Genomic DNA, 11213 nt, shown 5'->3' on the forward strand with positions numbered 1-11213 from the left:
GTTTCCGCCTTCCGGCTTCTTCGCTTTCCCACCGTACCAGATCCGTTTCCGCATCCGGCCCCCTGTGAGATCGAGGTCGGCCTTCCCGCTTTCGCTTTCCGGCCTTTCCGACTCTATCAGACCCGGTCCGTCCCGTTTCCGGTTCGAATTCGGTTCCGATTACCCGTCGGACGGGGTTTCGCCTTTCGGCGTGATCACTACTTTAGCGGAATTCCCTGACGGCCCATAATCGGACCGAAGGAATCGAATTTCGGCAACGCGAAATACGACCCCGGTAAGGGAAGCATTCGTAGTGGTTGGTTGTGCCGCCTGTTGGCCTGCGCAGATAGCGCTGCCCGTCTCAAGCGGCTCGGGATACGTTAGGCGGTCTGCTCTTCGGAGTCAAGTGGCTGTGGTGGTGCGGCGGCGTGGGGCATGTCGGCGGTAGGGGCTGACGGTGGGGTCACCGTCGATCCAGTAGCGCCAGGGGTGGTCGGCCCCGTCGCCGCCCACGCCCGTGCGCGGGCCGCTGCGTACCTGCTCGGGGGTTGCCAGGCGGCCGTGGAGGACGGAGAGAGGGGCGTCGCCGCCGGCACACAGGTCGGTGCCGTCCAGGGTGCGGTCGATGTCGAGGGCCGTGGCCAGGCGGGCCGGGCCCTTGGCCAGCTCGTTGGTGCTGCGGGCCTTGGGGCGACGTGCGGTGGCCAGCTCCGTACCGGTGAGGATCTCGCCGCCGCGCAGCAGGACACCGCTCGCATGGCCCTCGGGGCCGCAGACGAGGTTGAGGCTGAACCACATGCCGTAGATGAAGTAGACGTACGCGTGACCGGGCGGGCCGTACATGGAGGCGTTGCGCGCGGTGCGGCCTCGGTAGGCGTGGGAGCCGGGGTCCCACTCGCCGTCGTATGCCTCGACCTCCGTCAAGCGGAGTGCGATCCGGCCCTGGGGGGTGTGGCGTATAAGCGTGCGGCCGAGGAGGTCGGGCGCTACGTCCAGTACGGGGCGGTCGAAGAAGTCTCGACTGAGAGGCAGGTCGGGGACGTCGGTCATGCGGTCCGAGCGTAGTGCAGCGGGTGGTGGTCTACGGCTGCTCCGGGCCAAGGACGGAAGCGGCAGCGCGGGGTGCCGGCGGGACGCCAGGTTCGCCGGGGTGTGGCTGGCGGGGTGGTGGCGGTGCGGGCGGGCGCCGTGCACACCGTGTCGTGCGGTCCGGAGATTCCGTGGGTTCCGTGGGAGTTATTCAGCCACGGCGTTCCTCGGGTAGCGGCCGCACGGGATGGGAGGAGGGGTGAGTCCCGCGGGGCCGGCGACCGCCCGTGCGGTGGAGTCGGTTGGCCTCGGCCCGGTGCGGGCGGATCCGCTGCCGGCACAGCAGGCGTTTCCGGACGTGCCCCCGGCCGGCTCGGGTTCCAGTATTTCGGAGCACGGACCTGTCGCAGGGGCATACCAAGGGGGCACGACAGCGGCTGCCCCTCTATCAGGAGAGCGGGTTCTTCGCGCCGCAGCGGTATCGGGGGCAGGGCCAGGTCGAGGCGTCATTCGTCGCCGGCGACCACGGGATGCATGTGATGCATGCGGTGCCCATGTGGTGTCAGCGTTGGGCAGGTGGCTGGGCTGTTCCGTAAGGGGACCGGTCCCCCACCGGTTGTTCACGGCGGTCCGTCCGGATGGCTTCGCGGGGGCGGACCGGGCCGGTTGCCGCAACCCGTGGCCGGTGGAGGGCGGTGGTCGCCGGAACTGGCTCTAACCTGGCCGGACAGGTGTCAGCAAGCGACCAGGAGGTGTCGAGGTGTCCGAGCTGAAGCGGCGGCCGCTCCCGCACGATTTCCACCCGCAGGTACCGGCGTTCACGGTGCTCAGTGACGAGGTGGAGCCCGGCGGGACGCTGCGGCCGGAGCAGGTCTACGCCGCGGGGAACCGTTCACCGCAGCTGCGGTGGGAGGGTGCTCCGGCGGGGACGAAGAGCTACGCCGTCACCTGCTACGACCCGGACGCGCCGACGGGCAGCGGTTTTTGGCACTGGTCGCTGTTCGACATTCCGGCGACGGTGACGGAGCTGCCGGCCGGCGCCGGTTCCGGTGAGATGAAGGGGCTGCCCGAGGGCGCCGTCCATGTCCGTAACGACTACGGGACGCGGGACTTCGGGGGTGCGGCGCCGCCGCCCGGGGACGGTCCGCATCGGTATGTGTTCACGGTGTACGCGGTGGACCAGGAGAAGCTCGGTCCCGACGCCGATGCGTCGCCTGCGGTGGTGGGCTTCAATCTGCGGTTCCATACGCTCGGCCGGGCCCAGCTGGTCGCCGAGTTCGAGGTGCCGGCAGAGGGCTGAGCGCGCTTAATCCCGTTGCGCCCCGGCGCTCCCCGCACGCAGAGTGGTACCTGGCTGACGGCACGGAAACGGCCGTCGGGCAGCTGGTACCGCAGTGGCGGGAGCGGCGGGGCGCAGGTGTGTCGCCCGCCGTTCGCCGGAGTCCGTACATGTGCCGGGCATCCGCGTCGGCTGCCGTTCGCTCCGGATCCCATAGGTACACGGGGGTGGGATCCGGAGCGCCTGCCGGCCCCGTGCCCGGCCGCTGCTCGCGACCTCCCGTTCACTTTCTGATCCCTCGTCATTTCCCTTGTGGTGTACGGATATTGCGTTGTCCGGGGCATCCGTTCCGCTGCACAGTGGAGCCACTTCGCCGCAGGGCGAACGGGGTCCGGGAGGTGGACGTGATGCGGGAAACGCTGGTGCTCAATGCAAGCTTCGAGCCGCTGTCGACGGTGTCGCTGCGGCGTGCGGTGGTGCTGGTGATGCAGGACAAGGCCGTGGTGGAGCACGCGCACCCGGGGCTGCGCATGCGTGCCGCCGCGGTGGAGGTGCCGGTGCCACGGGTGATCAGGCTCAGCAGGTACGTACGGGTGCCGTTCCGAAGACGGGCGCCGTGGTCGCGGCGGGGGGTGCTGGTTCGGGACCAGCACCGGTGCGCGTACTGCGGCCGGCGGGCGACGACCGTGGACCATGTCGTACCGCGGTCACGCGGCGGTGGGGACAACTGGCTGAATACCGTCGCCTGCTGCGCCGAGGACAATCACCGCAAGGCGGACCGTACGCCCGAACAGGCGGGGATGCGGCTGCTGCGGCGGCCGTTCGAGCCGACGCCGGCGGACGCGATGCTGTCGGCGCTCGGCGTCTCCGTGCGGGAGGAGCTGCCGGACTGGCTGGCGCTGCCGGCCTGAAGACACCGGGACCACCTCGCCCGCCTCGCCTCGCCCCTCCACTCTCCTCATTTCTCTTCATGTGCTGAGGAGTTGGACGACGGCGGCAAGGCCGACGGCGACGATGACCGCGCGCAGGGCAGTGGGTGGCAGGCGACGGCGATCGCGGTACGGGGCCGGTGAGCAGAGTGCCGGATCCGACGATGGTGTCGGTCGTGCCGGCACCGGGCCTCGCGGCGCGGACGGCGGCTGCGTGCCGGATGCGCATGCAGAACCCCCTGGTGCCTGATCGGTGCGGTGGGATCCGATCGGGTACCAGGGGGCGCGGAGGTCAGTCGATCGGGGGCGCCTGGCGGTTCGGCGCGGTGGGCTTGGTGAAGCCGCCACCGCCCGCCGGGTTGAAGTTGCCGAGCGCGCCGCCGAGGCCCTTGAGGGCGTCGCCGATCTCGCTGGGCACGATCCAGAGCTTGTTGGCGTCGCCTTCGGCGATCTTCGGGAGCATCTGGAGGTACTGGTAGGAGAGCAGCTTCTGGTCCGGGTCACCGGCGTGGATGGATTCGAAGACCACCCGGATCGCCTGGGCCTCGCCCTCGGCGCGCAGGGCGGCGGCCTTGGCGTCACCTTCGGCGCGCAGGATCGAGGACTGCTTCTCACCCTCGGCGGTGAGGATCTGGGACTGCCGGACACCTTCGGCCTGGAGGATGGCGGCACGCTTGTCACGGTCGGCGCGCATCTGCTTCTCCATCGAGTCCTGGATGGAGGTCGGCGGCTCGATGGCCTTGAGCTCGACGCGGTTGACGCGGATGCCCCACTTGCCGGTGGCCTCGTCGAGGACGCCGCGCAGCGCCGCGTTGATCTCCTCACGGGAGGTCAGGGTCCGTTCGAGGTCCATACCGCCGATGATGTTGCGCAGGGTCGTGACGGTCAGCTGCTCGATGGCCTGGATGTAGCTGGCGACTTCGTACGTCGCGGCGCGGGCGTCCGTCACCTGGTAATAGATGACCGTGTCGATGTTGACGACAAGGTTGTCCTGGGTGATCACCGGCTGCGGCGGGAACGGCACGACCTGTTCGCGGAGGTCGATGCGGTTACGGATGGTGTCGATGAACGGGACGACGATGTTCAGGCCGGCGTTCAGGGTGCGGGTGTAGCGGCCGAAGCGCTCCACGATGGCGGCGCTGGCCTGCGGGATGACCTGGATCGTCTTGATGAGTGCAATGAACACGAGCACCACCAGGATGATCAGGACGATGATGACCGGTTCCAAAGCGGCTCCCGTGCCTTTCGATGCTGGTCCGTGCCGGCCGGTGACCGGCTTGGCGGTTGATCAGTCTTTCAGAATCGTGGCGTGTTGCGCAGGGGGTTCAGGTCAGATGCCGGTGGTCGCGTCAGATGACGACGGCGGTGGCACCTTCGATCTCGACGACATCGACCTGTCGGCCGGGTTCGTAGACCTGGTCGGTGTCCAGAGCGCGGGCGGACCAGACCTCGCCGGCGAGTTTGATACGGCCGCCGTCCGCGTCGACCCGCTCCAGGACCGTGGCGCTCCTGCCCCGGAGTGCGTCGATGCCGGAGGCCAGCCGCGGGCTCTGGTGGCGGTGGCGGTTGGCGATGGGGCGGACGACCGCGATCAACGCGACCGAGACAACGGCGAACACGATGAACTGGAGGATCGTGCCGCCGCCGAGACCCGCGGTGACGGCACCGGCGACGGCGCCGACCGCGAGCATCCCGAATTCGGGCAGCGCGGTCACGACGAGCGGAATGCCCAGTCCTACGGCGGCGATCAGCCACCACACCCATGGATCCACGGCTTCATGGTAGATCCGCCGGGCGGCCCGGGACAGGGCGCAATGGGTCAGGAAAGGGGCAGGCCCTTCGCGGTCCAGCGGTCGTCCCGGCGCTCGACGAGCAGCGGGAGGCCGAAGCAGTGGGAGAGATTGCCGGAGGTCAGTTCGAGGTCGAGGGGGCCGGCGGCCAGCACCTTGCCCTGACGGATCATCAGGACGTGGGTGAAGCCGGGGGCGATCTCCTCGACGTGGTGGGTAACCATGATCATCGAGGGCGCGTACGGGTCGCGGGCGAGGCGGCCGAGGCGGCGCACCAGGTCCTCCCGGCCGCCGAGGTCGAGGCCCGCGGCCGGCTCGTCCAGCAGGAGCAGCTCGGGGTCGGTCATCATCGCGCGGGCGATCAGGGTGCGCTTGCGCTCGCCCTCGGAGAGGGTGCCGAACTTCCGGTCGAGGTATTCGGTCATGCCGAGGCGGTCGAGGAAGGCGCGGGCGCGCTGCTCGTCGACGTCCTCGTAGCTCTCCTGCCAGCTCGCGGTCATGCCGTACGCGGCGGTGAGCACCGTTTGCAGGACGGTCTGGCTGCGCGGCAGCTTGTCGGCGAGCGCGATGCCGGCGATGCCGATGCGCGGGCGCAGGTCGAAGACGTCGACCTTGCCGAGCCGCTCGCCGAGGATCACGGCGCTGCCGGTGCTCGGGAAAAGGTAGCTGGAGGCGACGTTCAGGAGGGTGGTCTTGCCGGCGCCGTTGGGGCCGAGGATCACCCAGCGCTCCCCCTCCTTCACCGACCAGGAAACCTGGTCCACCAGAGCCCGTCCTTCGCGGACCACGGATACGTCCACCAGCTCCAGCACATCGCTCATGAGCGCGTTGTCTCCCATTGCTTCTCGGTCGTCTGTGCGCCGGTAGGCGCATCCCCCTGGCAAACCTACGCCACTCGATGTCAGTGCCGTTCCCTAGGCTGGGGAGCATGCTCGATGAACCACGATCGGGACTGCTGGCCTCGTGGGGTAATGCCCTTTTGGCCGGACTTGTCTCACCTGATGAAGCCGCGGACCGGATCGCCGCGGACGATGCGGTGCACCGCGTGGCGGGACTGCCCGGGGAGGCGTCGCCGGTCGGACTGACGCTGGCGCTGGGGCGGCTGCGGATGCTGGGGGCGACCGGCCTGCGGGTGGCGCTGCCGGCGCCCGGCCACCCGCTGGGGCTGAGCGGCCCGCCGGAGTTCAATGCGCGGGCGCTGGAGGCCGAGGAGGCGGTGCTCGCCGTGGGGGCCGGTCTGGGGCTGGTTCCGGAGATATACGAGGCCGGGGCGGAGGGCGCCTCCGGGCCTGATGTGCATGTGGAGGTGGTCTGGCACTGCCTGCCGGTGCGGGAGGCGCCGCCGGCCGATGTGCCGTCGCTCGGCGAGGCGGAGCGGGAGCTGGCCGAAGCGCTGCGGGAGGCGACCGAGGTGCTCTCGAAGCTGGATGTGGCCGGGGCCGGTCCGGTCGCACAGGCGGCGCTGGACGCCTACCGGGCGCGGGCGGAGGCCGGCCGGCAGGTGCTGGCCCCGGGCTATCCGCCGCGTGCGGTGCGGGTACTGGAGCTGGCACAGCGGGTGGGGGCACTGATCGGCATCGCGCAGCAGGCCGGTGGGGACGGCCGGGAGCACGGCGGGGCGGTGAGCGCGTCGGAGATCACGGCCCGCGCCGAGGCGCTGCGGCCGGTGGAGCGGACGGCCCGGCGAGCGCAGGTGGCGGCGTACAACTCCGCGGTGGAGGAGCGGGAGCGACGGGGCGGGCGCTGAGGTTCGGCCGCTCATACGGGGCCGGCCCCGCAGGCGGGGTGCCTGCGGGGCCGGGTTCGCCGTGCCGGGACGGCGGAGCTACGATCAGAAGTTCACGCAGTAGTTGCCGAAGGCCGGGTTGAGCAGGCCGATGACGCTGACGGTGTTGCCGCAGGCGTTCACGGGCACGTGGACCGGGACCTGGACGAGGTTGCCGGAGACGACGCCGGGCGAGTGCTGCGCGATGCCCTGGGACTGCGGAGCGGTGTGCGCGGAGGCGACTCCGGCACCCGCGACGGCGAGACCGCCCGCCACCATCGTGATGGCCGCTACCCGCTTGATGTTCTTCACTTCTCTTGCTCCTCGTTGCTGTTGTCGTGGCCAGCCGCCACGACTGCACTGGAGAACGGCCCGCTGCCGGAAGGAGATACGCCATATGGGCTACGACTACACGACAGTATGAATCTCGCACCGGAGGCCGGTTTTTCGCTGGCCTGCTGGTGTAGTGCCGACAGTCATACCGCGCCGCCCGGCGGGCGCGGCGGTCAGGCCCCGATACCGTGCCGGACCGCCCACAGCGCGGCCTGGGTCCGGTCCGCGAGGTCGAGCTTCATGAGGATGTTGGAGACATGCGTCTTGACCGTCTTCTCGGACAGCACCAGCGCTCGGGCGATCTCGCGGTTGGAGCGCCCGTCCGCGATCAGCGCGAGGACCTCGCGCTCCCGCTCGGTCAGTGACGTACCGCGGCCCTGGCCGCTGCCGCCCTCGTCCCGGGAGAGCAGCGCGTCGGCGACCTCGGCCTGGAGCAGGACGTGCCCGGCGTGTACGGACCGGATGGCGCCGGCCAGCGCCTCCGGATCGACGTCCTTGTAGACATAGCCCGCCGCGCCCGCGCGCAGCGCCGGGACGACGGTGCGCTGTTCGGTGAAGCTGGTCACGACCAGCACGCGGGCGGGGTTGGCCAGTTCGCGGAGTTTCCGCAGCGCCTCGATACCGTCCGTACCGGGCATCTTGACGTCCATCAGGACGACGTCCGGGCGCAGCTGCTCGGTGGCGGCGATGCCCTCGGCTCCGTCGGACGCCTCCCCCACCACCTCGATGTCGTCCTGGATCTCCAGGAACGTCCGCAGCCCGCGGCGTACGACCTGGTGGTCGTCGACGAGCAGTACGCGAATTGCGCCGGTCTCAGCCACCGGGCACCTCCATCTTGACTGTGGTGCCCTTGCCGGGCTCCGACTCCACGGTGAGTGTTCCGCCGACGCTGCCGGCCCGGTCGCGCATCGAGACCAGGCCGAGGTGACGGCCGGCCCGGCGGACCGCGCGGGTTTCGAAGCCGCGGCCGTCGTCGGCGATGCGCAGCAGCGCGCCCTGGCCGTGCCGGGCGAGGGTGACCGCGACGTGCCCGGCCCCGGAGTGCCGCAGGGCGTTGTGCAGCGCCTCCTGGGCGACCCTGAGCAGCGCCTCCTCCTGGGCGGACGGCAGCACGCGGACGCCGTGGCCCTCGAAGGTGACGCACGCGGTGTGGGCCCGGTCCAGGACCTGGACCTGGGAGCGCAGGGTGGCGACCAGGCCGTCCTCGTCCAGGGCCGCGGGCCGCAGCTCGACGACGGCGGCGCGCAGCTCGTCGGCGGCCTCGGCGGCCAGCAGGGCGACCTGGTGGAGTTCTCCCTTGGCGCGGACCGGGTCGCGGTCGACCAGCGCGGTGGCGGCCTGGGCGGTCAGCCGGAGCGAGAAGAGCTTCTGGGCGACCGCGTCGTGCAGTTCGTGGGCGAGCCGGGCCCGCTCCCCCGCGATGGTCAGCTCGCGGCTGCGCTCGTAGAGGCGGGCGTTGGTCAGCGCGATGGCGGCGTGCTGGGCGAGTATGCCGAGCAGCCGCTCGTCCTCCTCGGTGAAGCCGCAGCCGTCCCCCTCGGTGCAGCGGCAGCCGTTCCCGCCGGACGGCCCGGATGTGGAGGTCTCGTCGCAACGCTTGTTGGCCAGGAAGAGCGCGCCGAGGATCTCGTCCCCGTCGGCGACCGGCAGTCCAATGAAGTCGGACATGTCCGGATGGGCGGCGGGCCAGCCGCCGAAGCGGGGGTCCTTGCGGACGTCGGCGAGGCGCTCGGGGGTGGCGTTGTGCAGCATCGCGGCGAGGATGCCGTGCTGGCGGGGCAGCGGGCCGATGGCCTTCCACTCCTCGTCGCTGACGCCGTCCACCACGAACTGGGCGAAGCCGCCGTGGTCGTCCGGCACGCCCAGGGCCGCGTACTCGGCGTCCAGCAGTTCGCGGGCCGAGGCGACGATCGTCTTGAGGACGTCGCGCACTTCGAGGTGCCTGCTCATCGCCAGGATCGCGCTGCTCACCGCGGGGATCCCCGCCCCTGGTCCGTTGGTCATGGCTTCACGGTACCGGCGCCGTGACCGGCCCGTATCGGCCGACCGGCGCCGGTGCCTCGGTCCACCGGCCTAGGCCGGACGCCCTCCGTCTTTCCTGGAACGGGCGCCCTGCCGCTGCCGCGCGGCCGGACAGCACCAGGGAACAGAAGTCATTAACAGATATACATCCCCTTATATAGGGACAGGTATGGATAGTCCTCGCCATCGGCACGGTGCGCGAGGCGGCGGCGCCGCCCGCGGCTCCGGCCGCGACGCCGCCCATGGCGCGAATTCCGGGATCTCCACCTCCTGCCGCCGTCCCGGGTTCCAGACTCGGTACATGTCTGACACAACGAGGAACTGGATACCGACCCACGGCGACCCCTACCGGCCGGTGCCGTACCGGCCCGAGCGGATGCCCACCGGCGAATCGCTCGCCCGCGCCGCCGAACTGCGGGAGCGGATGGACCTACGGCGGACGGTCCGGCAGTTTTCCACCGAACCGGTCCCGGAGCAGGTGGTGAAGGACGCGATCGCCTGCGCCGCCACCGCGCCGTCCGGGGCGCATCAGCAGCCGTGGACGTTCGTCCTGGTCAAGGACCCGGAGGTACGCCGTCGCATCCGGGCGGCGGCCGAGGAGGAGGAGCGCGCCGCCTACGAGGGGAGGCTCGGCGAGGAGTGGCTGGCGGCGCTGCGGCCACTCGGCACGGACGAGGTGAAGCCCCATCTGACCGACGCACCGCAGCTGATCGTCGTCTTCCAGCAGCGGCACTGGCTGGGGGCCGACGGCACCAAGCGCAAGCACTACTACGTGGACGAATCGGTCGGTATCGCGGTCGGCATGCTGCTGTCCGCGCTGCATCTGTCGGGGCTGGCGGCGCTCGTGCACACGCCGAGCCCCATGCGGTTCCTCCAGGAAGTCCTGGAGCGGCCCGCCAACGAGAAAGCCTTCGCGGTCATTCCGGTGGGCTACCCGGCACCGGACTGCGAAGTGCCCGATTTGGTCCGAAAGTCCCTTGACCAGGTGATGGTTGAGGTCTGACGCCCGAAAAGTGTGCATGAGCTAACACCGCGGGCGGGATAAACGTCCGCCCGGTGTGACCCCGCACATAGGGCGCAGGTCACTTACGACCCGGGTTAGTGGCCGGATAAAGACGGTGTGAGCTGGGCAGCGACCGTCCGCGACGCGGTGCGCGACCCCCCGGTTCCACTAACCCGGATCGTATTTCACAGCTTTGCCCGGCGAATTTTCGGCCGCTAAGAATGGCTCCCATCGCTCGGCGCCGTGATCACACCTCGGCGTTCTCCGCCACCACGGCCCGTGCGACGTCCCCCATCGGAAGGTCCATTCGCCATGCCCAAGTCCGCCTTTCCCGGAGTCGGTCGTCTGAACCGGACGCACAAGCTGTCCGCCGCCGGCGTCGCCGTGGCCGGTGCCGCCGCGCTGGTCTTCGCCGCCGTCCCGGGTGCCGACGCGGACCAGGGCGCGCACCGGACCGCCGCCCAGGACCTGCGGCCGGTCGCCTTCGCCACGGTCGGCACCGCCGCCGAGGCCCAGCAGGCGACGATCGCCAAGCAGGCCGACGCCTCCGCCGAGAAGGGCAGGGCCGAGGCCGCCGCCAAGGCCAAGGCCACCGCCGACAAGGAGCGCACGCAGCAGACGGCCGCGAGCCGGTCCGCCCTGCGCAACACCGTCTCCGCCGCCGCCACGGCGGTACAGCCGGCGGCCACGGCCGTGCAGCCGGCCGCCAAGACGTACACCGACAACCTGGACGGCTGGATCAAGGAAGCGCTGGACATCATGGGCCGGCACGGCATACCGGGCTCCTACGACGGCATCCACCGCAACATCATGCGGGAGTCGACCGGTAACCCGCAGGCCATGAACGGCTGGGACATCAACGCCCAGAACGGCACCCCGTCCAAGGGCCTGCTCCAGGTCATCCAGCCGACTTTCCAGGCGTACCACGTCGACGGCACCTCCTGGGACATCTTCGACCCGGTCGCCAACATCACCGCCGCCTGCAAGTACGCGGCCGCCGTCTACGGCTCGATGGACAACGTCAACTCGGCCTACTGAGCCCTGAGTTCGTCCCGTACACACACCGCCGAGGGGCGGCACCCGG

13 protein-coding genes are annotated in these 11213 nt (G+C 70.5%); 6 read left to right on the top strand and 7 right to left on the bottom strand.

Translation table 11 applies throughout. The annotated features are described in order from the left end of the window. Positions 1–381: 381 nt before the first annotated feature. Entirely contained in the window at positions 382–1029 is a 648-nt protein-coding gene (locus ACLJWH_RS36635; RefSeq protein WP_411146127.1) for a DNA-3-methyladenine glycosylase, read from the bottom strand. A gap of 266 nt (positions 1030–1295) precedes the next feature. Here ACLJWH_RS36635 and ACLJWH_RS36640 point away from each other — a divergent pair, with 266 nt between their 5' ends. From ACLJWH_RS36640 to ACLJWH_RS36650, 3 genes are all read left to right on the top strand, one after another. Further along, a complete protein-coding gene (locus ACLJWH_RS36640; RefSeq protein ID WP_411146128.1) occupies positions 1296–1604 on the top strand; it encodes a sporulation protein in 309 nt (102 codons plus the stop codon). Positions 1605–1768: 164 nt separating this feature from the next. Continuing rightward, the gene (locus tag ACLJWH_RS36645; RefSeq protein WP_411146129.1) at positions 1769–2308 is read left to right on the top strand and encodes a YbhB/YbcL family Raf kinase inhibitor-like protein; all 540 of its coding nucleotides are present in this window, start codon (positions 1769–1771) and stop codon (positions 2306–2308) included. Positions 2309–2694: 386 nt separating this feature from the next. Next, positions 2695–3198, top strand: a complete 504-nt coding sequence (locus ACLJWH_RS36650; protein ID WP_411146130.1) for an HNH endonuclease — start codon at positions 2695–2697, stop codon at positions 3196–3198. 310 nt (positions 3199–3508) lie between these two features. Here ACLJWH_RS36650 and ACLJWH_RS36655 read toward each other — a convergent pair whose 3' ends face one another. The 3 genes from ACLJWH_RS36655 to ACLJWH_RS36665 all read right to left on the bottom strand — a co-directional run bounded on the left by ACLJWH_RS36655 (position 3509) and on the right by ACLJWH_RS36665 (position 5845). Further along, the gene (locus ACLJWH_RS36655) at positions 3509–4444 is read right to left on the bottom strand and encodes an SPFH domain-containing protein (RefSeq protein WP_052854504.1); all 936 of its coding nucleotides are present in this window, start codon (positions 4442–4444) and stop codon (positions 3509–3511) included. Between the two features lie 121 nt (positions 4445–4565). Beyond that, positions 4566–4976 (bottom strand): NfeD family protein, encoded by a 411-nt coding sequence (locus ACLJWH_RS36660; RefSeq protein WP_411146201.1) that lies wholly within the window; start codon positions 4974–4976, stop codon positions 4566–4568. Positions 4977–5035: 59 nt separating this feature from the next. Beyond that, positions 5036–5845: an ABC transporter ATP-binding protein gene (locus tag ACLJWH_RS36665; protein WP_052854506.1), complete on the bottom strand. Its 810-nt coding sequence runs from the start codon at positions 5843–5845 to the stop codon at positions 5036–5038. An 89-nt stretch (positions 5846–5934) separates the two neighbouring features. On the opposite strand from ACLJWH_RS36665, the gene ACLJWH_RS36670 reads away from it, so the two are divergent. Beyond that, complete coding sequence (locus ACLJWH_RS36670) at positions 5935–6753, top strand: hypothetical protein (protein ID WP_411146131.1); 819 nt, start codon at positions 5935–5937, stop codon at positions 6751–6753. An 84-nt stretch (positions 6754–6837) separates the two neighbouring features. Here the strand turns inward: ACLJWH_RS36670 and ACLJWH_RS36675 are convergent, their stop codons facing one another. The 3 genes from ACLJWH_RS36675 to ACLJWH_RS36685 form a co-directional block, all read right to left on the bottom strand. After that, positions 6838–7083 carry a chaplin gene (locus ACLJWH_RS36675; protein WP_411146132.1) on the bottom strand — a complete coding sequence of 82 codons (246 nt, stop codon included), beginning with the start codon at positions 7081–7083 and terminating at the stop codon, positions 6838–6840. Between the two features lie 194 nt (positions 7084–7277). Further along, positions 7278–7925: a response regulator gene (locus ACLJWH_RS36680; protein ID WP_411146133.1), complete on the bottom strand. Its 648-nt coding sequence runs from the start codon at positions 7923–7925 to the stop codon at positions 7278–7280. Continuing rightward, on the bottom strand, positions 7918–9108 hold the full coding sequence (locus ACLJWH_RS36685) for a GAF domain-containing sensor histidine kinase (RefSeq protein WP_411146134.1): 1191 nt from the start codon (positions 9106–9108) through the stop codon (positions 7918–7920). Before ACLJWH_RS36685 ends, ACLJWH_RS36680 begins: the two co-directional genes overlap by 8 nt. A 319-nt stretch (positions 9109–9427) precedes the next feature. On the opposite strand from ACLJWH_RS36685, the gene ACLJWH_RS36690 reads away from it, so the two are divergent. Together ACLJWH_RS36690 and ACLJWH_RS36695 are read left to right on the top strand one after the other, a co-directional pair. Next, on the top strand, positions 9428–10129 hold the full coding sequence (locus ACLJWH_RS36690) for a nitroreductase family protein (RefSeq protein WP_411146135.1): 702 nt from the start codon (positions 9428–9430) through the stop codon (positions 10127–10129). A 312-nt stretch (positions 10130–10441) separates the two neighbouring features. Continuing rightward, a complete protein-coding gene (locus ACLJWH_RS36695) occupies positions 10442–11167 on the top strand; it encodes a transglycosylase SLT domain-containing protein (RefSeq protein ID WP_411146136.1) in 726 nt (241 codons plus the stop codon). Positions 11168–11213 lie beyond the last annotated feature (46 nt).

This window comes from Streptomyces sp. x-80 (assembly GCF_046549095.1).
Lineage (GTDB): Bacteria > Actinomycetota > Actinomycetes > Streptomycetales > Streptomycetaceae > Streptomyces > Streptomyces celluloflavus.

Coding starts and splice junctions, on each gene's coding strand:
- ACLJWH_RS36665 (WP_052854506.1), bottom strand. CDS start 5,845: ATGGGAGACAACGCGCTCATGAGCGATGTGCTGGAGCTGGTGGACGTA.
- ACLJWH_RS36650 (WP_411146130.1), top strand. CDS start 2,695: ATGCGGGAAACGCTGGTGCTCAATGCAAGCTTCGAGCCGCTGTCGACG.
- ACLJWH_RS36670 (WP_411146131.1), top strand. CDS start 5,935: ATGCTCGATGAACCACGATCGGGACTGCTGGCCTCGTGGGGTAATGCC.
- ACLJWH_RS36685 (WP_411146134.1), bottom strand. CDS start 9,108: ATGACCAACGGACCAGGGGCGGGGATCCCCGCGGTGAGCAGCGCGATC.
- ACLJWH_RS36690 (WP_411146135.1), top strand. CDS start 9,428: ATGTCTGACACAACGAGGAACTGGATACCGACCCACGGCGACCCCTAC.
- ACLJWH_RS36695 (WP_411146136.1), top strand. CDS start 10,442: ATGCCCAAGTCCGCCTTTCCCGGAGTCGGTCGTCTGAACCGGACGCAC.
- ACLJWH_RS36635 (WP_411146127.1), bottom strand. CDS start 1,029: ATGACCGACGTCCCCGACCTGCCTCTCAGTCGAGACTTCTTCGACCGC.